This is a genomic window from Novipirellula methanifontis (genome assembly GCF_052161655.1).
Taxonomy (GTDB): Bacteria; Planctomycetota; Planctomycetia; order Pirellulales; family Pirellulaceae; genus Novipirellula.
In genome coordinates, this window is record NZ_CP197418.1 from 5,473,415 (window position 1) to 5,494,642 (window position 21,228).

Annotated in this window: 16 protein-coding genes, 1 tRNA gene and 1 pseudogene; 11 read left to right on the plus strand and 7 right to left on the minus strand. The window is 54.2% G+C overall.

Features of this window, described 5'->3' with window-relative positions; genetic code table 11:
- The first annotated feature begins 11 nt into the window (after positions 1–11).
- Positions 12–950: a CBS domain-containing protein gene (locus SH528x_RS19945; RefSeq protein WP_442505211.1), complete on the plus strand. Its 939-nt coding sequence runs from the start codon at positions 12–14 to the stop codon at positions 948–950.
- Positions 951–1,268: 318 nt separating this feature from the next.
- On the opposite strand, the gene SH528x_RS19950 is transcribed toward SH528x_RS19945, so the two are convergent.
- From SH528x_RS19950 to SH528x_RS19960, 3 genes are all read right to left on the minus strand, one after another.
- A complete protein-coding gene (locus SH528x_RS19950) occupies positions 1,269–2,417 on the minus strand; it encodes a 5-(carboxyamino)imidazole ribonucleotide synthase (RefSeq protein WP_442512144.1) in 1,149 nt (382 codons plus the stop codon).
- A 46-nt stretch (positions 2,418–2,463) separates the two neighbouring features.
- Positions 2,464–2,970 (minus strand): 5-(carboxyamino)imidazole ribonucleotide mutase, encoded by a 507-nt coding sequence (gene purE, locus SH528x_RS19955; RefSeq protein ID WP_442505212.1) that lies wholly within the window; start codon positions 2,968–2,970, stop codon positions 2,464–2,466.
- Between the two features lie 419 nt (positions 2,971–3,389).
- On the minus strand, positions 3,390–5,744 hold the full coding sequence (locus SH528x_RS19960; RefSeq protein ID WP_442505213.1) for an ATP-dependent helicase: 2,355 nt from the start codon (positions 5,742–5,744) through the stop codon (positions 3,390–3,392).
- 740 nt (positions 5,745–6,484) lie between these two features.
- On the opposite strand from SH528x_RS19960, the gene SH528x_RS19965 reads away from it, so the two are divergent.
- The 3 genes from SH528x_RS19965 (at position 6,485) to SH528x_RS19975 (ending at position 8,786) form a co-directional block, all read left to right on the plus strand.
- Entirely contained in the window at positions 6,485–6,856 is a 372-nt protein-coding gene (locus SH528x_RS19965) for a DUF2237 family protein (protein WP_442505214.1), read from the plus strand.
- A gap of 103 nt (positions 6,857–6,959) precedes the next feature.
- Positions 6,960–7,033: transfer RNA gene (locus tag SH528x_RS19970), tRNA-Arg, on the plus strand.
- A 589-nt stretch (positions 7,034–7,622) separates the two neighbouring features.
- Entirely contained in the window at positions 7,623–8,786 is a 1,164-nt protein-coding gene (locus tag SH528x_RS19975; protein WP_442505215.1) for a WD40 repeat domain-containing protein, read from the plus strand.
- A gap of 357 nt (positions 8,787–9,143) precedes the next feature.
- On the opposite strand, the gene SH528x_RS19980 is transcribed toward SH528x_RS19975, so the two are convergent.
- Positions 9,144–10,151 carry an IS110 family transposase gene (locus SH528x_RS19980; RefSeq protein ID WP_442505216.1) on the minus strand — a complete coding sequence of 336 codons (1,008 nt, stop codon included), beginning with the start codon at positions 10,149–10,151 and terminating at the stop codon, positions 9,144–9,146.
- Between the two features lie 251 nt (positions 10,152–10,402).
- Between SH528x_RS19980 and SH528x_RS19985 the strand changes: the two are divergent.
- Both SH528x_RS19985 and SH528x_RS19990 read left to right on the plus strand, forming a co-directional pair.
- Positions 10,403–10,492, plus strand: a pseudogene (locus tag SH528x_RS19985) (hypothetical protein); the annotation flags it as partial.
- A gap of 54 nt (positions 10,493–10,546) precedes the next feature.
- A complete protein-coding gene (locus SH528x_RS19990; RefSeq protein ID WP_442505217.1) occupies positions 10,547–11,539 on the plus strand; it encodes a WD40 repeat domain-containing protein in 993 nt (330 codons plus the stop codon).
- A gap of 303 nt (positions 11,540–11,842) precedes the next feature.
- Here SH528x_RS19990 and SH528x_RS19995 read toward each other — a convergent pair whose 3' ends face one another.
- The gene (locus tag SH528x_RS19995; protein ID WP_442505218.1) at positions 11,843–13,210 is read right to left on the minus strand and encodes a Gfo/Idh/MocA family protein; all 1,368 of its coding nucleotides are present in this window, start codon (positions 13,208–13,210) and stop codon (positions 11,843–11,845) included.
- Positions 13,211–13,513: 303 nt separating this feature from the next.
- On the opposite strand from SH528x_RS19995, the gene SH528x_RS20000 reads away from it, so the two are divergent.
- The 3 genes from SH528x_RS20000 (at position 13,514) to SH528x_RS20010 (ending at position 16,430) form a co-directional block, all read left to right on the plus strand.
- Complete coding sequence (locus tag SH528x_RS20000) at positions 13,514–13,948, plus strand: Hsp20/alpha crystallin family protein (protein WP_442505219.1); 435 nt, start codon at positions 13,514–13,516, stop codon at positions 13,946–13,948.
- Positions 13,949–14,034: 86 nt separating this feature from the next.
- Entirely contained in the window at positions 14,035–14,517 is a 483-nt protein-coding gene (locus tag SH528x_RS20005) for an Hsp20/alpha crystallin family protein (protein WP_442505220.1), read from the plus strand.
- A gap of 434 nt (positions 14,518–14,951) precedes the next feature.
- Positions 14,952–16,430, plus strand: coding sequence for a GspE/PulE family protein (locus tag SH528x_RS20010; protein WP_442505221.1), 1,479 nt, complete (start codon positions 14,952–14,954; stop codon positions 16,428–16,430).
- Between the two features lie 126 nt (positions 16,431–16,556).
- On the opposite strand, the gene SH528x_RS20015 is transcribed toward SH528x_RS20010, so the two are convergent.
- Both SH528x_RS20015 and SH528x_RS20020 read right to left on the minus strand, forming a co-directional pair.
- Positions 16,557–17,444, minus strand: coding sequence for a S1C family serine protease (locus SH528x_RS20015; protein ID WP_442505222.1), 888 nt, complete (start codon positions 17,442–17,444; stop codon positions 16,557–16,559).
- A 100-nt stretch (positions 17,445–17,544) separates the two neighbouring features.
- A complete protein-coding gene (locus SH528x_RS20020) occupies positions 17,545–19,797 on the minus strand; it encodes a SulP family inorganic anion transporter (protein WP_442505223.1) in 2,253 nt (750 codons plus the stop codon).
- Positions 19,798–20,333: 536 nt separating this feature from the next.
- On the opposite strand from SH528x_RS20020, the gene SH528x_RS20025 reads away from it, so the two are divergent.
- Entirely contained in the window at positions 20,334–20,759 is a 426-nt protein-coding gene (locus SH528x_RS20025; RefSeq protein ID WP_442505224.1) for a hypothetical protein, read from the plus strand.
- A 199-nt stretch (positions 20,760–20,958) separates the two neighbouring features.
- On the plus strand, positions 20,959–21,177 hold the full coding sequence (locus tag SH528x_RS20030; protein ID WP_442505225.1) for a carbon storage regulator: 219 nt from the start codon (positions 20,959–20,961) through the stop codon (positions 21,175–21,177).
- The last annotated feature ends 51 nt before the right edge of the window (positions 21,178–21,228 follow it).

Genomic DNA, 21,228 nt, shown 5'->3' on the forward strand with positions numbered 1-21,228 from the left:
AGGGCTTGGATATGAACGAAGTGAAGGCCGCAAGCGATATCATGCGTCGCAATCTAGTGACGTTGACACCTGAATGCGATGTCTTGAACAGCGTTGCAAAACTGCTGAGAGACAACATCTCAGGTGCTCCAGTACTTGGATCCGATGGCGGTTATGTTGGTGTGTTCAGTGAAAAGTGTTGCATGAACGCGCTCACCGAACCCGTCGAAGCGGCTCGAACGGAAGGTCTTCACATCACTCGCGTTCGCGAATTTATGATCAGCAAACTTGTCACGATCAAGCCCGAAATGGATGTGTTCGAGGCGATTGATCATCTATTGAGCCGTCGAATTTCGGGAGCTCCAGTGGTCGATCATCAAGGTCATTACCTTGGGATCTTTTCAGAAAAGACGGCGATGCGAGCGCTGATTGCGGCTTTGCATGATCAACTTCCTGGCACGAGCGTCGACCAATACATGAATTTGGATCGAAATCGAATCATTCACGAAGACGATTCGTTACTGGATGTCGCTCACAAGTTCCAAGAAACCCCTTACCGTCGTTTGCCCGTATTGCAAGGCGAACGGCTGGCGGGTCAAGTCAGTCGACGCGATGTACTTCGTGCGGAATACCGATTAGCCTGTGAAGTCGTCGAGCGGTCAAAGGCGAATCACGCCAGCGACACGTTGCGACACGCCGCGTTGGCACGGCAAATCGGCCCTTACATGGACCAAGAAGCGCTGACGGCGTCGCCGACCACCGATCTGCTTGGCATCGCACAGATGTTTCTCAATTCGCCATATCGCCGGTTGCCGATTATTGAAGGTGGTCAATTGCTCGGCCAAGTCAGTCGTCGCGACTTACTCGAAGCGGCTGCCGAACTGCTGCGTCCAAAACCCGAACGTCGCGGCGCGGAAACGCTCTACCTTAGCACGGTTTCCAACACCACTCCCGAATCGTTCCGCCGTTAGATCAGCCTCGAAACGATTAGAGCGATTTGACCGATGATGTGGGATCTAAGCTGTAGCTGCGTTCGCCAGAACGTGGTCCACCGCAAACGCAACACTAAGCAGGTCGTTCGCCATATACCGGTGAAACGTCGATTCTTTTGTGAGCCGACGACGCTAGACGCGGTCCCGGCAACATTGAATTGAACATGCCCGCGGCTAACGCCGTCGGCTCAAATCAATATGTGGAATGACTTATAATGGCCTGCTTAGCTACGTCAAAAGTAGAAATGCGCTAGTGACGAATACCGCATTCGAATTAGCGTCATAGGTCATTGCGGCCTACGACGAAGGCGTTAACCGACGTCGCGCTTCGCGGACTTTTTCAACCACAGCGTCACGGTTTTCGCCGACGCATGTTAGGTGTCCCATCTTGCGTCCCGGCTTTGCATGAACCTTGCCATATAAATGCAGTTTCACTCCATCCACGGCAAGAGCATCATCCCAGGGTGGCGTTTGCGTCTCGTCACCCCACACATCGCCCAACAAATTTGCCATCGCAGCACCACCGCAAACCATTTCGGTATTGCCTAGTGGCAACCCACAGACCGCACGTACGTGCTGTTCAAATTGGCTGGTGTGACAAGCTTCGATCGTTAAGTGACCTGAATTGTGAGGCCGCGGTGCAACCTCGTTGATTAACACTTGCTCGCCACCTTCACTTGAGATGACAAACATCTCCACGCACAACAGACCCACGACGTCGAGTGCTTCCGCAGCCGTGATCGCTATCTCAGATGCCTGCTGACGCACTGTATCGGACAGGGTAGCCGGAATCATTGTCACATCGAGAATATGATTGACATGATCGTTCTCAAAAATGGGAAATGTGGACGTGCGACCGTCCGCCGTTCTCGCCACCATGACCGAAACTTCGCGATCAAACGCAATCAGTTGTTCGGCCACCCATTCGTCACACAATGTCCAATCGACATCCGACGCATCAGCCAGTGTGGTGATGCGATGTTGCCCCTTACCGTCATAGCCGCTGCGTGCAGTTTTCAAAATCAAAGGCAAACCAACAACTTTTGCTGCCTCGGCCAGCGACTCTGCGTCCACCACTTTCACAAACGGGGCAACCGGCAACCCAGCGTTTTGTAGCGTCGTCTTTTCACGCAAACGATCTTGCGCGGTCGCCAACACATCGCTTGACGGATACGTCGGCGCGTACTCTTGGCACTTCGCGATCGTCGCGGCTGGAATATTCTCGAACTCTAACGTGATCACGTCACATTGTGTCGCGAACGCTTCCACCGCATCCATATTGTTAAGCCGACCAAAGACACAGTGATGCGCAATCTGCGCCGCGGGTTCCTGTTCGGTCTCACAGAACACGACGACTTGGTAGCCCATCTGCGTTGCAGCGATGGCGAACATGCGGCCGAGTTGACCGCCGCCGACCATTCCAATCGTTTGGCCCGGAAGGATCATTTTGAATTCAGAATCGTTTTTCAAAGTGGTTTCGCTCACGTTGATTCTATAGCTCCGCCGATTCGAGGACCGCAGCGGTTTGATTCTCGACAAACGTTTCCAAACGTTTTGCCAACGCTTCGTCGGACAGTGCCAAAATTCGAGCAGCCAAGATGCCAGCGTTTTTGGCGCCCGATGTGCCGATCGACATCGTCGCAACGGGAATTCCGCCTGGCATCTGCACGATCGACAGCAGCGAATCGAGACCTTGCAGAGCTCGGCTTTGTACCGGCACACCGATGACCGGCAAATTCGTTTCCGAAGCGACCATGCCGGGCAAGTGTGCGGCGCCACCCGCCCCTGCAATAATCACCTTCAGTCCTCGCGTTTGGGCCTGCGTCGCATAATTAACCATCCGTGTTGGCGTCCGGTGGGCCGAAACCACGAGACGCTCGTTGGGAATCTGCAGCTCGTCCAAAATTTCCGCGGCCGCCCGCATCGTCTCCCAATCATTGCGGCTGCCCATAATCACGCCCACCAAGGCATCGGTATTTCTAAATTCGTTTTCGCTCATGACAAACTTCGATTCAAATGGTTGAGGACGTAAATTGCGGGTGTGTTTGCGGACTTGAATGCTCGCCAACTTTACAAAAATCAACGCAGTCCGCACACCATATTGATTTTGGTTGCGGGTAACAGTCTCTCCGTAGCGGAAGTCGTCAAGACTTTCGTCCGTTGTACTTACGCAACGGAATTAGCACGTCTTCCGCATTTTTCAAATTGGCCGTTTGGGCACTAGCCCCGGTTTGGTAGTGAAGAACCCGTGTCTAGCGGCTTGTTAATTTAATCGACATAAAAGCCGTGGGCCGTAAGGCACCGGGTAGTGCGTGGTACCCGGCCGCTCACGCGTCACGGCTCGATAAATAAACAGCCCACTAGCCGCGGGCCTCATTTTGCTAACGTTTTACCAAGCGTCATCCCGGCGCTAGCCCGTTAGTCGTCGATGACTTCCAATTTCGCGAACGCCAAGCGGAAATTGTGTTCACCATCATCGAACCGCACGGTCGCAGTTCGCTTCGGGCCTCGCCCGGTGATCGAGACCACCGTGCCGTGCCCATATTCCGTGTGCCGCACCTGCGTGCCTTCGCGGTAGGCAGTGACCGGAGGAAAACCGCTGTCGAGCATTTCAGCAGCGGTCTTTAATCCCGCAACTTTGGTCGACTTTCGTTTCTTTGTTTCCACCATTTCGGCCAGTTCCGCCTCAGGCAACTGGCACGCCTCATCATAAGCCGTCGCAGGCGACTCGTGCACCGTTGGCCCCGTGTCGTCGCCCGCGATGTCATCGCTCTCGTCCGGCAGATCCCATGACTCGGGATAGCCGCCATGAGCATCCGGATCTTCGTCGAACCAGTCGCGATCGACGGTGCTTTCCACTTTCTTCAGTTCATCAAGTGGCAATTCGTTCAAAAACGGACTTGGCACCGCAGGCCGCGTGTCCCCTCGCACCGTCCGCCGCTTACAAACGCTCAGCTGTAATCGTTGCATCGCCCGTGTGATCCCCACGAACAACAACCTGCGTTCCTCTTCGAAACCAGATTCGGTTTCCATCGATCGTGCATGAGGCAATAGCCCCTGTTCCACGCCAACAATATAGACACAGGGGAATTCCAAACCCTTTGCAGCATGCAGTGTCATCAGCGTCACGCGGTCATCGGAATCCTCAAACGCATCCGTGTCCGCGACCAGAGCCACCTGTTCCAAGAACGCTTCGAGGGTTCCATCTTCGGGATGTTGTCGATCGAACTCGACCGCAGCCGAGATGAATTCGTCAACGTTGCCGATCGCACTGCTGTCTTGTTGATCGACCGACGATTTCTCTAGGTACGCTTCGTACTTCGTTTCTTCGACGAGATAACGCAGCAAGTCCTCGAGCGTTGCCGATGACTTTTTGCTCAATCGATCGTAGATCTCCACAAATCGCGTGACAAAGGTTGCCGATCGTTTAGCGATCCCGTCGATTTGGTAGACGTTGCGGGCCGCCTCCAACATCGGAACTTGGTTGCGATCCGCATAACCACGCAGTCGCTCGACCGTCTTGGCACCGATGCCACGGGTTGGCACATTCACGACGCGATGAAATGCCACATCGTGACTGGGGTTATTGATCAGATGCAAATAGGCCAGCAGATCTTTGATCTCTTTTCGCTGGTAAAACTCGACGCCGTTGATGATTTGGTAAGGCAACCCACGACTTCGCATCGAATGCTCGAGCGACCGAGTTAACGCATTCATCCGGCACAGGATCGCAAAGTCACGCGGACGCATCCCTTCGGCGCGGATCGCGTTACTGATTTCGTCCGCGATCCCGTCGGCTTCTTGGTACCCGTCTTCGTACATCCGCAACACAACCGGATCACCTTCCTCGTTGTGCGTGTACAGATCCTTTTGCTTTCGCTTTCGATTGTGACGAATCAATTGATCCGCGACACGCAAAATGTTCGGAGTGCTGCGATAGTTTTGTTCGAGACGAACGGTTTTGACCGCCGGATAGTCCTTTTCGAAGTCAAGGATGTTGTTCAAGTCAGCACCACGCCACCCGTAGATCGATTGATCCGGGTCACCTGTTACTGACAAGTTGGCGTTGTCGATCGACAATCCTCGGACGATCGCGTACTGAGCCAAATTGGTGTCTTGGTATTCGTCGACCAAGATGTAGCGGAACCGGGAATCGAGGTCTCCTCGCAATTCAGGGTTGTTCCGCAACATGATCGCGACATGGAATAGCAAGTCGTCAAAATCGACCGCGTTAGCCGTCAATAATTGCTGCTGATAGACTGGATAGACTTTCGCAGCAACCGCGTCTCCTGTGCGGCTGGACGCCGCCAACATCATCTCGGGTGTAACCAAGCGGTTTTTTGCGTTACTGATGATCGAGGTGATTTGTTCCGGCGACGTATGGCTGGTGGAGACTTCGGCGGCCAGGATCGCCCGCTTCATCGCCTGTTTCGAGTCCGACGTGTCGTAAATCGAATAGTTTTCCGACAATCCAACAAGCGGTGCGTAGCGTCGAAGCAAGTGAGCACAAAAACGATGGAACGTCCCCATCCAAACCGGCTTGCCGGGCGCGAGCGCGTCGACACGCGACCGCATTTCGTCCGCGGCCTTGTTGGTGAACGTGACCGCCGCGATTTGCGAAGGCGAGACGCCTTGGGAAATCATGTAGGCAATTCGGTGGGTGACCACACGTGTCTTTCCCGACCCAGGGCCCGCCAGGATCAGCATCGGACCATCAATATGGGTGACCGCTTGAATTTGCGACTCAGTGAGTCCTTTCAGGATGGCATCCATGTCAAAAATCTCGCGGTAGAACAGCCGGGACGGAAGAGGCGGGACAAAAACAGAAGAGGGGGAACAGCGACGCGATTGCTGAGACGCCTTATAATACAGACTCCGGCAAATTAGCGTTAGTGACCCCCACGGACGCACCCCCGAAGCGGGTAGCCCCCACCCCGTTTTGCCCGAACTTCAGCGGTGCAAGCACGCTGTTGATTTAATCGAAATGGTGAGCCGTGGGCCGTAAGGCACCGGGTAATGCGCAACGCCGTGAACGATTTTCTGGTAGCTACCTTCGCCAGAAGGTGGTGATTCGCAATGGACGCCAACAATCCACGCTCTGGCGAGCGTAGCTACGAAACGCAAATGCTGGAATTTGCAGCCTAAAAATAGTTCACGGCGTTGGGGTAATGCGTGCGACCCGTCCGCTCACGCGTCGGGTTAGGATGGTGATTGCTCGGCGGCCCTGTGAATTCTGCGGCCCTGTGAATAACGAGGCTTTCTAAGCTGGACGCACTCTCACGCGTCGCGGCTTACCAAATCAACAGGTCGCAAGCCGTCTGGTCGACACGAATGAAGATGTCATTAACCAAATAGGTGACCGATATTTAGCGGTACCGGCCAATCGCGACAATGAACTCGGCCGACTCCCCTGCTTGGGACATTTGGTAGGATGAAACTGTTAGACTGAACTGTCCGACTGGATCGGACATTGGATCCAAGTTGACGACTTTACCCATGGAAAAAACGCATCAATGGCTGGAAAAAACGTTTTAGGCGGCGAACTCGCCAGCTGCAGTAATGATCCACTCACCGGATTTTATCGCGACGGTTGTTGTAACACCGGAGGATCTGATTCGGGCTTACACGTCATTTGCGCCAAAATGACGGCTGAATTTTTGGAATTCAGTCGATCACGTGGCAACGACTTGAGCACCCCCAATCCGATGTTCCGATTTCCCGGATTACGCCCCGGCGACCGCTGGTGTTTATGTGCTGCCAGGTGGAAGGAGGCGTACGACGCCGGAAAAGCCCCACCCGTGGTGCTCGAAGCGAGTCACATCAGCTCGTTAGAGTTTGCCTCATTAGAAGAATTGCAAGAGCACGCGGTGCTCGAAGAAGAATGAAAAATTTGAGTTCAGATAGGGCTTGCAGCAGCGAACCTGATTGCTAGAATCCCTGTCATCTGAAGAGGACACACCCACCAGGGAGTCCTTTGAAGAGCAGCGAGCACCCCTAGCTCAATTGGATAGAGCATCGGTCTACGGAACCGAAGGTTAGAGGTTCGAATCCTCTGGGGTGTATTTGCATTGAAGCCATAAACCGGGAAGGTTTATGGCTTTTTTTGTGGACTCGTTCTGCAGATAAAGAAATTCCATTTTTTTCTGCCTGCCTGATCCGCTCACCCGGCGGTGTGCTGCCACGCGGACCTTTCGCTTCGCGGCGACGAAAGCCGCTGCGGACCGTTTTGAAAAAGAGCTACGTCTCTGCGATCCGTCCTGTGCCGTTTGCCTTTGTGTCGTAGGGGAGACGACTACAGGCAAAAAACACAGCTCGCGGTTTTGGACACCCGATGCGACTTCCGCTTCAAGTAGTCTTTGAGCGTACCCGCTGATCGGCATTCGGTGGATGCCACTTGTTGTCCTAACAGGGATCTTGCAATCAAGCCGGAATGCGACGACGGCAATTCGATGTGTTAATCTGCGGCAATAGGGCAGCTGCTCAGCCAATCAATAGACGGGTTCGAGCCCCACGATTAAAATTGGCAGCGATCGGGCGGCTCGAGTTCCAGTTACTCGCTGCGCCAACGCTCTTCGATGGATCACTGACATGGTTCGAGGGTACCTGATGTGTCCTGGCTTGCAGGCTTGTTCTGTTCTCCGTTTACTAGGCATGCGGCTGACAATCACGCTGGTTGTCTTTTCACCGATCCGCACGTCGATCGACGCGTTTTTAGGAAATGCAATATTTTGTCACGCAGATGCACCGACGGGTGAACAGCTTACGCCGGAGGCGATCGACAGCGATTCGCGGGTTCGCCGCGCGGAGCAGGCTGCGTGTCAGGCACGACTGCGACAGTACGCTTCGGATATCGCGCTGGCGCAGCTCTGTTGGCAGCAGGGCCGCTTGGATCGAGCCGTTGCATTGCTCCAGCGCCATCGGCCGCTAGCCGACGGCGAAGACTTGCGCGGTATCGAATGGCACTTGCTATGGCGACAGACGCACGCTGAACAGAAAGTCTTCGACGGACATGCCAACCCGGTACGCGCGTTAGCGTTCCTCCCGGACGATTCCGCCGTGGTTGCCAGCGATGCGTCCCACACCTATGCGTCGCCCGGCGAGATTCGCGAATGGTCGTTGTCAGCAAAATCGGCCAACTTAATGATCTGGAGACAACCACCGCCCAAGCCAGCGACGGCAAACTACTACAGCGGCTTTCGTTCGCTCGCCTCAAGCCCAGATGGACTTTCGATCGCCGTACCGGATAGTTCGAAGCTGCATGTCGTTGATCGCAAGGGACGCCGAGTCAAATGGACAGCGCAAGGACACCACGATTTCGTCATGGCGGTGGCGTATTCGCACGATGGCCGGATTATTGCTTCCGGTGGACTCGACAAAGTTGTCAAGTTGTGGAACTCGGACAGCGGGAAGCTGATCGCCACGCTGGCTGAACACGAGTGGGGTGTTTTGACACTGGCGTTCTCACCGGACGGCCAAACACTGGCGGCCGGCTGCGGTGACGACCGAGCTCCCGATTGGAGTCGACGAACCCACGGCGAACTTCGACTGTGGGACGTGCCGACGAAACGCCTCTCTCGATCGATCGCGGTCACATCTTCGGTCGATTCGGTTGATTATTCCAGCGACGGGCGGAGGATTGCAGTCGGCATGTTCGATGGTTCGCTGGCGGTCGTCGATACTCGCGACCATACCACAACCACGATAGAAACTCAGTCGCCTAGCCCGATCCATTGCGTGCGTTTTTCACCCGATTCGATGTCCTTGGCCAGTGCCTCCGCCGACGGACGGGTACGCCTTTGGGAGCGACCGTGTTAAGATTTGGCAATAGTCGCTTATCAAAAAACTAAATTTTTGATTCGATGTTTCGCCTCGATGCGCAGCATCGAAGGACATAGGGGGCTCCTATGGGAGTCTGGCTACGTGTATGTTTGGACCCTTGTACCGAGCGGCAACGCTCGAGTACGTAGGCAGTCGACGAGCGATTTCGGTCGTTGGTCGGCTGCCGTTTTTTCCAAATACTTCGCTCGATCCCTGGCTCGACGCTTGTTCGGGCTCGGCAAAATGGGGCCGCCCCTTCCGCATCGCCGTCACATCGGCCTCAGATGCTGGCGCAGGCCAATGTGACGGCGACGCGAAAGGGGCTCTTCAACCGTTATTTCGTTGGTGGACTGATCAGACCATCGCGGCGAACTTTGAAGTGTCAAACGTTTCTTGATTACGAACCATCTGATTGAGTGTCGAAAGAAGCTTTCGTACGCAAGCGATCATCGCCAGCTTGTACGGTTTCCCTTGCTTTCTTAGACGTGTGTAAAAGGCTTTCAGACGCTCGTCGTACTGCCGAGCTGATAACGCTGCCATGTACAATGCACAGCGGACCGATTGACGCCCACCACGCACCATTCGTTTACCATCCTTGGTGCCACTTTGCTTAGCCATCGGCGATACGCCAACTAACTTCGCAATCTCTTTGCGATTGAGTTGCCCCAACTCAGGCAGCGAAGTCAGAAGCACATTGATCGTGACCTCGCCCACGCCGGGGTGGCTCTTCAAAATCTGCACTTTGGGCTCTTGCTTTGCCAGCTCTTTGAGGATCTCGCTGAGTCGTTTATCAACGCGATTTAGCTGGTTTTCGATGTTGCGCAGCATCTGTTTTAGCAACTTGCGAGTCTCTTTGTCGGTGGTATGTAGCAACCGCGATCGTTCTTGAGCCTGCATCTTCAGAAGCGATACCCGACGATGAACCATCGCGGTGTGATGCTTCTGTTGCTCGCTGCGTCTGACTGCCAAGTGGACCGGAACGTCCTGACCAAATCGACAAATCATCGCTGCATCAATCGTGTCGGTCTTCTCAAGCCATCCATGGCCCTTGGCGAAGTCTCTGACTTGCCGTGGGTTGACAATGGCGACGTCAATCGAGCTGTCGTGAGCCATGTCAGTCATCAACAGGTGATAGCTGGCGGTGGATTCACAGAGAATCAATGTCGCGCTGTCAGGATCAATGCGGTCAAGCAATTTCGCTTGAATGCTCTTCACGTCGTTATCAATTCGCCCGGTAAGCTTGTTTTGAGAATCACAAAGATCGAGATTATTTTTGGCAACATCGACTCCGATGACTCGTTGGTAACCGGTTCGCGACAGTGGTGTTTCGTGTCGAGTGTTTGTAGTAGATTCGTTGCTCATCTTAAAAGTCCCTGCCTAGTAAATGCGGTCTGGCATGACGCCGACCTAGCGACCGTTCGGGTAAAAGAACTGACTCACGATCAAGCTCCCAATCGCTCTAGCCTGGGGCCGAGAAGGGTCGGATAGGATCTGTGAGTCAGCGACTTTTCCGCAGAGCGACTGCGAAAAGGTCATCACAGCGAATCGACGCGAAAACCGGTCGAAACACCACAATGATCATATACTAGGTCAGCAGCGGATCCGAACTCGCGACCTATCGAGGCCATCGTGGATCCGTCGACTGCTTGGCCTTCAGTCACGACGGTCAAACGCTGGCCAGCGGCGGATCCGATTGCTCCGTCCGCCTTTGGGACACCCAGGTTTATCCAAATCGAACACGCGTTCGCCTGCCCGCTATGAGTCTGCACACGACTGCGTTTACTGCAGACAGTCAGACGTTGATCGCGTCGGATTATCACCACGTGTGGCGGATCGACGCGATGACGAATCAGGTCCACAATTCGTGGGCAACGGAACACTGGACCCAGACCATGGCGTTGTCGCCCAATGGCACCGTGCTGGCCACCGCTGGACAACGTGATACGGAGGGTGGCGGCGGGCCGATGTTGCAGCTGTGGAACGTCCAACTCGCTGCGCCCATTCGCGACATCACCGTCGAACTGGATTCGATTAATCGAGTTGCGTTTTCCCCCGACGGGCATCTGATTTTGGCTCGATGCTCCGGTGACAAACGTAGTCAGACGATCACCGGTGTTTGGCTGGTGGATTCGGGACAATGCATCGGCACTTGGACCGATTCGCATGGCGTCGTGTTTTCACCCGATAGCCGATGGTTGGCTGCGATCGACTCCGAGCAGATCGAACTGTTTGATATCGAGAAGCAACAAACGATGGCGACACTCCGCAGCGATGCAGGGAAAGTGCTCGGGATTCAGTACTCGCCCGACGGATCTCATTTGGCATCCGCCTGGGACGATCACTCGGTAAAAATCTGGAATGTCGAAACCCGGCAGATCATCAGCACGCTCCGTGGTCACAAGGGGCAGGTCGAACAGTTGCAGTTCACCCCTGACGGACAGGGACTGCTCACATCCGATCCAAGCGAAACGAAGTTTTGGAACCTGGCGGATAACTCGTTGCGTTTTACGATCCCGCATGGCAATTGTCCTCTGGATTTCACTCCCGACGGTCGGACTCTGATTTCCGCTCCTGACGAAGTGTATTTTTGGCAGGTAGCAACGGGCGACGAGCTGCTGGTCTATCCACGCTACGGCTACGATTCTCGTAGCCTGGCAGTTTCAAGCGACGGCAACTCGGTCGCGCAAGCCGGTGGTAATCGCGATGAAACCGCAGGCGTTTGGCTGTGGCAGGCCAAACGCCAGCCATAGCCAAGAGACCGCAGACAAATAAGTCATCGCTTTAGCGGAACGACGCGTACCCGTAGACCCCCTACCCCAATTCGAAGTCGCAAAGCGACATTAGCAGAGGATGCTCAGCTACCAGCCCCAATCGACTTCGTTGTTGGGACTGCGCGGTGCGGGCACGAAAAAAGCTCGATGGTCTGGCCTAACCACCGAGCTTTTTGGACTTTTTAGAACAGTGCCTTCATAACGAACTCGTTCGCTAAAACAGCGAGTGCCACATCCGACGCGGATGCGGCGGGGCACGATTCAAATTCAACAAGAGGCGTGCTACATGTTGATCTCAAAACCTTTGCGGCTCTCGCGGCTGAGGAATGCGTTGGCTTCTTCGTCGCCAATAATCTGACGGGCGTTTGGATCCCAATTCAGCTCGCGTCCCAGGCGGATCGAGATGTTTGCGAGGTGACAGGTCTCGAGCATCCGGTTGTGGGACCAAACGTCGGAGATCGGTTGCTCACGAGAATCCATCGCAGCGATGAAGTTGGCGGTGTGATTTTGGCTCACCGGGCCGCCGTAGACTTCCTCCACCGCCCCTTCGGGTAATGGATTGTTTTCCAGATCCTCGATCGGTTTACCTGCCAGTTTGCCGCGATTGACGAAGAAACGTCCCTTGGTACCCTCGAACAAAATGCCATTGTCGCCTTCGCTGGTGATAATCATCGGGATGTCACCTGGCATGTTGGCGTGGATCTCAAACTTGGTCGGCGAATTGTATTGATCGCTGACGGTCGGATAGCCATTCTTATATTCCACCGGAAGCGAATAGCTCACCGGTGTGACCTTGCTCGGTCCGGTATCGCTCGCACCCAAAGCCCATGTGGCAATGTCAACGTGGTGAGCACCCCAGTCGTTCATTTGGCCACCGGAATATTCATACCAGTTACGCCAGGCGTAGTGGCAATTGGTATAGAGCGGCACGCCGCCGCCGTAACCTTTTCGCATCTCCGGCAAGGCACGGTAGGGCACCTTCGCGGCTGGGCCGAGCCACATGTCCCAATCGAGGCCTTTGGGAACATCGATCGCTGGGATCACTGGCGAGCCCGAAGCACCGTTGATTCCACAAGTGACCTTAGTAATCTCGCCGATCCGACCGTCTCGGATCAACGCGATCGCTTTGAGGAACCTGTGCTCGCATTCGGTCCGCTGCATCGTTCCGACCTGGAAGACGCGTCCGGTTTGCTTGACAATCTTCTCGATCAACTTGCCTTCGTCGATTGTCAATGTCAGCGGCTTTTCGCAGTAGACGTCCTTGCCAGCCAGCATTGCTTCGACCGAAATTTTCGTGTGCCAATGATCGGGGGCTCCGATCATGACCGCATCGATGTCGTCGCGATCGAGGACCTTGCGGTAATCGTTGTAGCCGTCTACTTTTTTGCCGGTTTTCTCCTCGAGCTTTTCGAGATTCGCCCCCAGCACATTGGCGTCGACGTCAGCAAATGCGGCGAAGTCGGCAAATTGGGTCGATTTATTGGTGATGGTCCAACCCTGGTTACGCAACCCAATGGTGGCAAACACGGGGCGGTCACCTGGCGACGGAGCTCCGAAGGCCCGACCGGAGGTAGACATCATGACGCCGGCTGAGCCGGCAGCGATGCTTCCCAAAAATTGACGGCGAGAGGGATTCAATGGAGTGGGCATAAAGCTATCTCTCTAAAGGTTTGTACGGTTAGTGGGTCAGGTGTTTGACAGACCCCGGGGAGGGGCGTGGCAGCGTCGCCAAGCACCTAGAGTCTAGTTTAAACGAACGGGAATCGTCGTGTGTGTTCCGACAGGGCACGGGAAGCGACAATTTCGACTGACAGTTTGACGTCAAAATTCCTGCTCTCGGCTGTGTTGCGATTGGCACACTCGTTGCATTTAGTGTCTAGCAAGCAGGGAAGGAACTGCCAATTTCGCAAAGTCTATTTTCATTGTTCCTTTGAAAACCTGGAGGATCAAGCGATGGTAAACACACGATGGCAGACAGCAGCGGAATTAAATCGCCTCCGCAGCGAATTGGAGCGGGCTTTTGCACCGAACGGTCGCGGGAGTGCAACTACCACGACAGGCGTCTACCCACCAATGAATCTGTGGGAGAACGACGACAACTTATACATCGAAGCAGAATTGCCTGGGTTCGAGATGGATGATTTGGAGATCTATGTCACCGGAGGCAACCAAATTTCAATATCGGGCGAGCGTAAGCAACCTGAACTCGAAGGTGGAGCTTGGCATCGACAGGAGCGGACGTTCGGCAAGATCCGCCGCACGTATGATTTGCCCTGCGATGTCAACGTTGACGATGTTTCGGCGAACTTTACGCATGGCGTCCTGACGTTGACGATGCCCAAGAGCGAAGAAGTGAAACCACGACGAATCGAGGTGAAGGCAAACTGATGGTTGGATGTCAGGGCGTCGGTCGGTGTTGATCCGGCGACGCTAATGAATTGTAAATCCATTCAAACGAGAAAGGAGGAGACAAAATGATTGACAAATTAATTCCTTGGAAACAAAGGAGTGACGAATTAAAGGTTCGTGATGATGATCGTCCGATTTCGAGTCTCCACAGTGACTTCGATCAGATGTGGGATCGATTATTGAGTGATTGGAACGCAGGCGGTATGAACAAATGGAGTGATGATTCGCGTATGCTGCGAGCGAACGTTGGTTTCGATGACGCAGACAACGAGTACGTTCTTCGTGCCGAGTTGCCTGGATTTGAACCGGACGACTTTGACGTCAAAATCAGCGGCAACATGTTGACGCTTAAAGCCGAGCGAAACGAAGAGGGCAAAGCAAACAACGGAAGTTACCGTCGCTACGGAAGCTTTTATGAGTCTTTCGCCCTGCCGCACGGTGTGCAAGTGGACAACATCGACGCGAAGTATCACAGCGGCGTGTTGGAGGTTCACTTGCCCAAGAGCGAGGAATCTAAGGGCAAACGCATCACGGTCCAATCGTCCTGATGTGTGGCTGCAGGTTCGGATGACGTTCTAGCGTTGGAGCCTCCGCAAGCATGTTGATAAGCACTTAGGCAGAAATCATTGGTTGAAATCCCGTTAGCCGTTTTGGCCAACGCTGTGAAGCAATTTCTAGTAGCTACCTTCGCCAGAAGGTGGTGGCGCGCATATACGCGGCAACCCTCCACGCTCTGGCGAGCGTAGCTACAGAATGTAACAGAATGTAAATGCCGTAATTTGCCGGCTAAAAATGCTTCATAGCGTTGCGTTTAGGCGTTTGCCCCGGTTGGATGGTGATGAAACCGTGCCCAGCGGGCTGTTAATTTAGTGAGCCGCTCGCGCGTGAGCGGCCGGGTCCCTCGCATTACCCGGTGCCTTACGGCCCACGGCTCACAACTGCCACTGACTCGTTCAGGAATTTCAATGATGGAGATTTTATCATGGCCTTTCAAACTGTTGAATCAAAGTCGATCGTGGACGCAGTCCAATCGCTCGTCGATCGGTTTCGTCTTGAATTAACCGGTGCGAGACAGGCGACTCGCACCCAGCTTGTCGATTTCCTCGCACGAAAGCTCAAGATCAACCAAAACGCAGCCGCGAAGCTTTTCGATGATCTGCGCGAGGCCGGTGTAATTGTGCGAGGCGACGAAGGGCTTGACGATGCCCATTTGCCTGGACGTGATGACCAGTCCTGGGAGATCGATGCCAGCCATAGTGCGGTGCTAGCCGTCGACGCAACCGTGGATGCGGACGTTGCCGAAAAGACTGAGTCGCCTGCGTTGACCTTGATACGTCGAGCGATTCGGCACCGTGCCACTGATATTCATCTCGACCCGTTCGATGATGAAATCGAAGTTCGCTTGAGGATCGACGGCCAATTGGAACATTACTGCCGTTTGAGCGAATCGATTGGCAAACCATTGCTCCAGCAATTGAAGGTAATGGCGGGGCTCGATCCCGCTGAGCACTTCCAGGCACTCGAGGGTCGATTGTCGCTGCCCACGTCGATTTCACATTACGACGTGCGAATCACCGCAACGCCTGTCATCAACGGTGAAGCCGTCTCGTTACGACTTCTGCGGCGAGATCAAATCATTCGGTCACTCGATTCTCTGGGACTGGCGACGGCGGATCTTCATGACCTACGGCAGCGGATGGGCGTTGGCGAGGGAATGATTCTGGTCGGTGGTCCCGCCGGCAGCGGCAAAACGACGACGCTCTATTCGTTGGTCTACCACCTCGATAACGGGCGACGCAACATTGTCACGATCGAGGACCCGGTCGAGTACTTTGTGCCGGGCTTCTCGCAGATTCAGGTAGACACACGCCACAAAATGTCGTTGGCAGCAGGGTTAAAGACGGCCTTACGGATGGACCCCGACATTCTCTTGCTTGGCGAGATCCGTGATACTGAAACTGCCGCTGCGGCAATGAGGGCGGCAAGCTGTGGCAAGTTTGTATTTACAACATTTCATACTCGCGATGCAGCATCGGTGGTGACGGCGTCGCGAGATTTACAGGTCGATCAGCGATCGTTGGCCAGCAGTTTGCGAGCGGTCATTTCTCAGCGACTAGTGCGGCGACTGTGCGAGCATTGTCGAGACACACGAGCAACGACGGATACGGAACGGGTACTGTTCGAACAGGAAGCGATTGACGTTCCCGAACGGTTGCCGCGAGCCGTCGGCTGCAAACATTGTCACGGGTCAGGGTACCACGAACGAACGGGTGTATTTGAAATCGTCGTTGCCACCCCTGAAATCGCCGATGCGATCGAACAGGGTAAGGGCGAACGCGAGCTGCGAGAAATTTTGCGTCAAGCAAACATTACAAGTCTAACAAAAGACGGACTACGAAAAGTGCGTAACGGAATCACGACGTTGGAGGAAGTCAAGGCGATGTACGGATTTGCCGCTTAACATTCATGTAGTGAGGGTTTGCAAGCAGCGGCAGCCAATTCGATTCTGAATCGGCTGCCGGAACGTTACCTCTCTGTCTAAACGGTTCGTAAACCGCGTCGCAACGTTCAGGTTGCCAGTGAGCTACTAGAAATTCAAGTCAGGCCAACTGAACAATTCGCGTTGCCAAGGCATCCAATAAGGGCCCGATGGCACGGGAAGCTTCGGTAGCTGGAATTCGCCTTCACCGCGGTCGTCGAGACTTCGCAACAACTGTTCTTTTTGTGACGTGGGTAGTTCGTCATCTTTTTCAATCGCATCACGAACCTCTTGTCGCGTTCCTGTGTACTCGCGGTCAATCGAAGTGCCATCTTCCCCCTTGTATTTCACCTTCGCGGAGTACTTGCCGTCCTTGCCTTTCATCACGCTCATCGATTCGAACCGTGTCCATTCGGTACCGTCGACGCTGGCGTCCTGTTTCTCGGTCAAGAAATCGGGCTTGTAAGGAATCATCGGAACGTCAAACCGTTGTGTAAATCCGGGCCAGTTGTTTTGGATCGGAACGACTTTGGCTTTCTCGCCGAGTCTCACTTTGACGGTATTTAGTTTGCCCGCTCGTACGTACTCCAACTCTACCTCCGTTCCTGGTTCATCGTTGCGAACGCGTTTGACCAGTTGTTCTGGAGAATACAAATCTTGGTCGTCGTAGCGGATCAGCACATCATGTTCGCGAAGTCCCGCCTTGGCGGCCGGCGAATCGTCGGTGACGTGGGAAACGAGAATGCCACGTCCCTTGCCAATGACGTCGGGCAGATGGCTTGTCAGAACTTGTGGCAACGGCTCGACACCGAGCCCGAGCGTCGCTTGGGTTTGACGAGTCTCACTGCTTTCGTTGCTTGCCCTCTCGGAATCGGTGGAACTTTCCGTTGCGGTGATGTTTAAATTGGTCTTCGCGTCCTCGGCATGAGAGTCCGCAGTCAGACGGGTTCCCACGGTGAGAACTGCGATGGAGAGCAACAGTTTCCAGGCATTCATTTTTAAGCTCCTTGTTTTTGAGGGGATTTTCTTGTTAATACGTTGAAGGTCACTTGCAAGATCTTGCATCTGTCGTGCCGGTGGAGAATTTGGAGGTGGACTAAACGCTCGCGGTTTCGCCAACTAAAAAACTGGTTTCACCCGTTTCGATGTCGTATACCGCTCCGACCACCTTCACTTTTCCTGCCGCCACTGACTCACGAATAGTGCGGCTTCGCTCGATAATCAGATCGACTGTATGCTGCACGTTGCTGCGAACCACCTCGCTTACCACGTTGTCTCGATCATCACCAACCAAATCATGGAACCGCCCTAACTCGATTGGCGAAACCGTGTTCCCGATTTCATCGACGATCGCGTGCAAGTGCTGGCAGCCGCTTGCTTCTTCGACATCTTTGCCTTCACTTAACACTTTGAGTGACGACGTGACAGCGCCGCATCGGGTATGGCCCAACACCAGTACCAACTTCACGCCTGCAACGGCCACTGCGTATTCGATGCTGGCGAGTGATTTGGTGCCAATCACATTGCCCGCTACACGAACGCCAAAGATGTCCCCGATATTAGCATCAAAGACCACCTCGGCCGGGACCCGTGAATCGATACATCCGAGCACGACCGCAAGCGGTGTTTGCCCTTTTGCTGTAGCGGCCAACGCGCGACGATAGTCGTGTGACAGCTGATTGCCCGAGCAGAACCGACGATTACCCTCTTTCAGAATGTCAAGAACCTGTTCGGGCGTTAGCCTGTCTTGCAATTCACGCGTTGAGTAATCCGCGAACCGAATTTCATCGCGGAGCTCGTATCGGTCCTGGAAATTTCGCAGACTCACCTCTACACCTCGCGCCGGACCTTTTTCCTCCTTGAACTCACGAATCAGGCTAAGAACATCCGGGTCGATGTAGTCCGTTTCGCTAGCATCGATTAGCACATGTGAGCCAGGCTGAGCATTATTGAAAATTTCATCGAGTGCTGCGCGGTTTAAGAAACTGACTTGGTTAGCGAGTTCGATGTTCAACAGTTCGCGATCGATGTGGGTTTCCACGACGCGGCGAATCGGTTTGCGGAGGTTGCTCCTGAGGATGAAAAATATGCTAACGGCAAGTCCCAGAAAGATGCCTGATAACAGGTCGGTCATCACAATACCGACAATCGTTGTGATGAAGGGGATGAATTGATAGCGTCCTTGGTTCCACATGGTTCGGAACAGCGTGGGACTGGCCAATTTGAAACCGGTCACGATTAGGATTGCGGCCAGCGCGGCAAGCGGGATTGCGTTGAGCGCCACAGGGAATAGCACGACAAAAAAGAGTAATAAGATGCCGTGAAAGATTGCTGAAAGTTTCGACCTCGCACCGGTATTGACGTTGACGCTGCTGCGGACGATCACCGATGTCATCGGCAATCCACCGACCATCCCAGCGATCATATTGCCAACACCTTGTGCCAGCAGCTCACGGCTGGGAGGGGAATGCCGGCGTTGAGGATCGATTTTGTCGACCGCTTCCAGGCATAACAATGTTTCGAGCGACGCCACGATCGCGATCGTCACCCCAGCAACATAGATGGCTGGATTTGTCCACTGGGTGAAGTCGGGAAGACGCAGGAAATTAACGACTTCGCCCAGCGACTGCGCGACTGGAATCTGAACCAGGTGGGTTGAACCAATTTCCCATCGTCCGCCAAGCGTTGCGAACCAAAGCTGCAAGCCGACTCCGACCAGTACGACCACGAGCGGACCGGGGACAAGCGAGTTTTTCAGCATTGACGTGCGATTCCAAAGCACGAGCAGAAAGAGGCAGGCCAAACCGACTGTGGCTGCGCCAAGGTGAATCTGTTCCTGAAAGGTCTGGATGATCTCGGTGAACGTGTTGTATTGGTCGAGTTGTAAGAACGCCCAGTCGCCCTCGACGTTCGAGTCTCGTCCGAGCAGATGGGGTATTTGTTTCAAGATTAGAATCACGCCGATTGCGGCCAACAGCCCCTTGATCACGCTTGATGGAAAGTAGGCCGACAGCGCCCCAGCTTTTGCGATTCCCAAAGCGATTTGAATGACGCCGCCAACGACCACCGCTAAGAGAAACGCATCAAAGGACCCCAACGCTGCGATTTGACTAGCTACAATCGCGGTCAGCCCTGCCGCCGGTCCGCTGACACTGGTGTGAGATCCGCTGAGCGACCCGACAACGATCCCCGCGATGATGCCGGTGACGAGTCCCGAGAACAGCGGTGCTCCCGAAGCGAGTGCGATACCAAGACAGAGCGGCAACGCAACCAAAAACACGACCACTCCGGCAGGTACGTCGTGCTTCAATGTGTCAGGCGAAAAGTACTTCGTCGTTGACGTGCTCATGATTTGTGCTCCCAGTGGCAATTGCGTCCTATTGGTTGTTTAGGGGGTGCCCCAAAGCAAGGCCGTTTGCTTTGATATGAACCGGGTTGTTTTTGTTGTGCCGCGGCGAGGGGCCGCCAGCCTAAATTCAAACGCTCGTCTCGCTGCAACCGGACGGTGCTCGCCGCACCGCTATGAAAGTAGATTGCAATGACCGTCGTTCCAGGGGTGAAACGCACTCCAACGCCTTGCAACGGCTGTACCAAATCGCTTCTTGGTTCAAAGGCATCAAGTTGGTGGATTCAAACCGCCTGTTTTAGCGACATCGACAAAGCGAATGGTCCGTAAACAGCGACAGGATGGCGTTGGGGATGGCCAATTTGTCACTCTTCTTTGGTGCACATTTTGCGGTAAACCATCACTGAGCAAAGAACGTGGCGATCAGGTTCTCTATCGATTGCGATGTTGCCCGAAGGACCCCAGCCACGAAACGTCGATGGCACATGAATTGCCTAATGCACTGCGTAATCATGTCGCTTCTTATTGAGGAAATCTCGATGACTGCTATTCAAACGGTTCCCATTTTGGACACGCCCGCTCTAACACTCCCCCAACGAGCACAGCAATCACCGATTCGAGTAGATCGATGCCCCGTGCAACCCAAAACCGAACCACAGACGTTGGATCAGCAATGCGTCCACGCGGAATGGTTCACTCGTGGAATCAATGACTCAAACTGTGCCCTATTCCACGCTTCGCTTTACCCGATCATTCCAGAACTTCGCAATCGCATTCAAACGTGGTTGAAATCCAACCGTTGTGGTCCGTCGAACGCCGACGATCGACTGCTCGTTGAAAATCTTGTCGTTGACGTGATCGTGATGGCGTTTGAGAAGCGACGCCAGTGGACATCGGACCAAGCTGTTCTCGATTGGCTCTCAAGTTTCATCTCAGTGGCTTGCGCCGAGAGTGTCTCGGAGTAAAAGTGGATATCGATTTTTACCCACGGACGATTGCCCCGGTTTTCTATCGGAATTCTACGATGAGGCGACCCAGATAATGACGGCGACTGCTTGTAAGCTGTCCGCTGGTGGGACGTAGATTGGCACAACAGTTGCCATTCACCGACGCCAATACGGCGATGATGTTGTCGCCATCCAAACTGTTAGGGAGAACCCATTCATGTTGGTATTAGCACGGAAAGTTGGCGAGCGTATTCAAGTGGGTGACGATGTCGTGGTCACTGTAACCGCAATCAAGGGGAATCGCATCCATTTGGGTATCGACGCGCCGCAGGAAATCTCGATCCGGCGTGGCGAGCTGCTCGAATTTGCACCGTCGTTTGCCGATCCCGCAACCAATTGCGTGCAAGGGACAACGAATCAACAGCAAATTGCGTGAGACAACTTGGCAGACAAATCCGTGCCATCGTGTCGCCCAGAGACAAGTTGA

Coding starts and splice junctions, on each gene's coding strand:
- SH528x_RS19945 (WP_442505211.1), top strand. CDS start 12: ATGAACGAAGTGAAGGCCGCAAGCGATATCATGCGTCGCAATCTAGTG.
- SH528x_RS19950 (WP_442512144.1), bottom strand. CDS start 2,417: ATGATCCTTCCGGGCCAAACGATTGGAATGGTCGGCGGCGGTCAACTC.
- purE (WP_442505212.1), bottom strand. CDS start 2,970: ATGAGCGAAAACGAATTTAGAAATACCGATGCCTTGGTGGGCGTGATT.
- SH528x_RS19960 (WP_442505213.1), bottom strand. CDS start 5,744: ATGGATGCCATCCTGAAAGGACTCACTGAGTCGCAAATTCAAGCGGTC.
- SH528x_RS19965 (WP_442505214.1), top strand. CDS start 6,485: ATGGCTGGAAAAAACGTTTTAGGCGGCGAACTCGCCAGCTGCAGTAAT.
- SH528x_RS19975 (WP_442505215.1), top strand. CDS start 7,623: ATGCGGCTGACAATCACGCTGGTTGTCTTTTCACCGATCCGCACGTCG.
- SH528x_RS19980 (WP_442505216.1), bottom strand. CDS start 10,151: ATGAGCAACGAATCTACTACAAACACTCGACACGAAACACCACTGTCG.
- SH528x_RS19990 (WP_442505217.1), top strand. CDS start 10,547: ATGAGTCTGCACACGACTGCGTTTACTGCAGACAGTCAGACGTTGATC.
- SH528x_RS19995 (WP_442505218.1), bottom strand. CDS start 13,210: ATGCCCACTCCATTGAATCCCTCTCGCCGTCAATTTTTGGGAAGCATC.
- SH528x_RS20000 (WP_442505219.1), top strand. CDS start 13,514: ATGGTAAACACACGATGGCAGACAGCAGCGGAATTAAATCGCCTCCGC.
- SH528x_RS20005 (WP_442505220.1), top strand. CDS start 14,035: ATGATTGACAAATTAATTCCTTGGAAACAAAGGAGTGACGAATTAAAG.
- SH528x_RS20010 (WP_442505221.1), top strand. CDS start 14,952: ATGGCCTTTCAAACTGTTGAATCAAAGTCGATCGTGGACGCAGTCCAA.
- SH528x_RS20015 (WP_442505222.1), bottom strand. CDS start 17,444: ATGAATGCCTGGAAACTGTTGCTCTCCATCGCAGTTCTCACCGTGGGA.
- SH528x_RS20020 (WP_442505223.1), bottom strand. CDS start 19,797: ATGAGCACGTCAACGACGAAGTACTTTTCGCCTGACACATTGAAGCAC.
- SH528x_RS20025 (WP_442505224.1), top strand. CDS start 20,334: ATGACTGCTATTCAAACGGTTCCCATTTTGGACACGCCCGCTCTAACA.
- SH528x_RS20030 (WP_442505225.1), top strand. CDS start 20,959: ATGTTGGTATTAGCACGGAAAGTTGGCGAGCGTATTCAAGTGGGTGAC.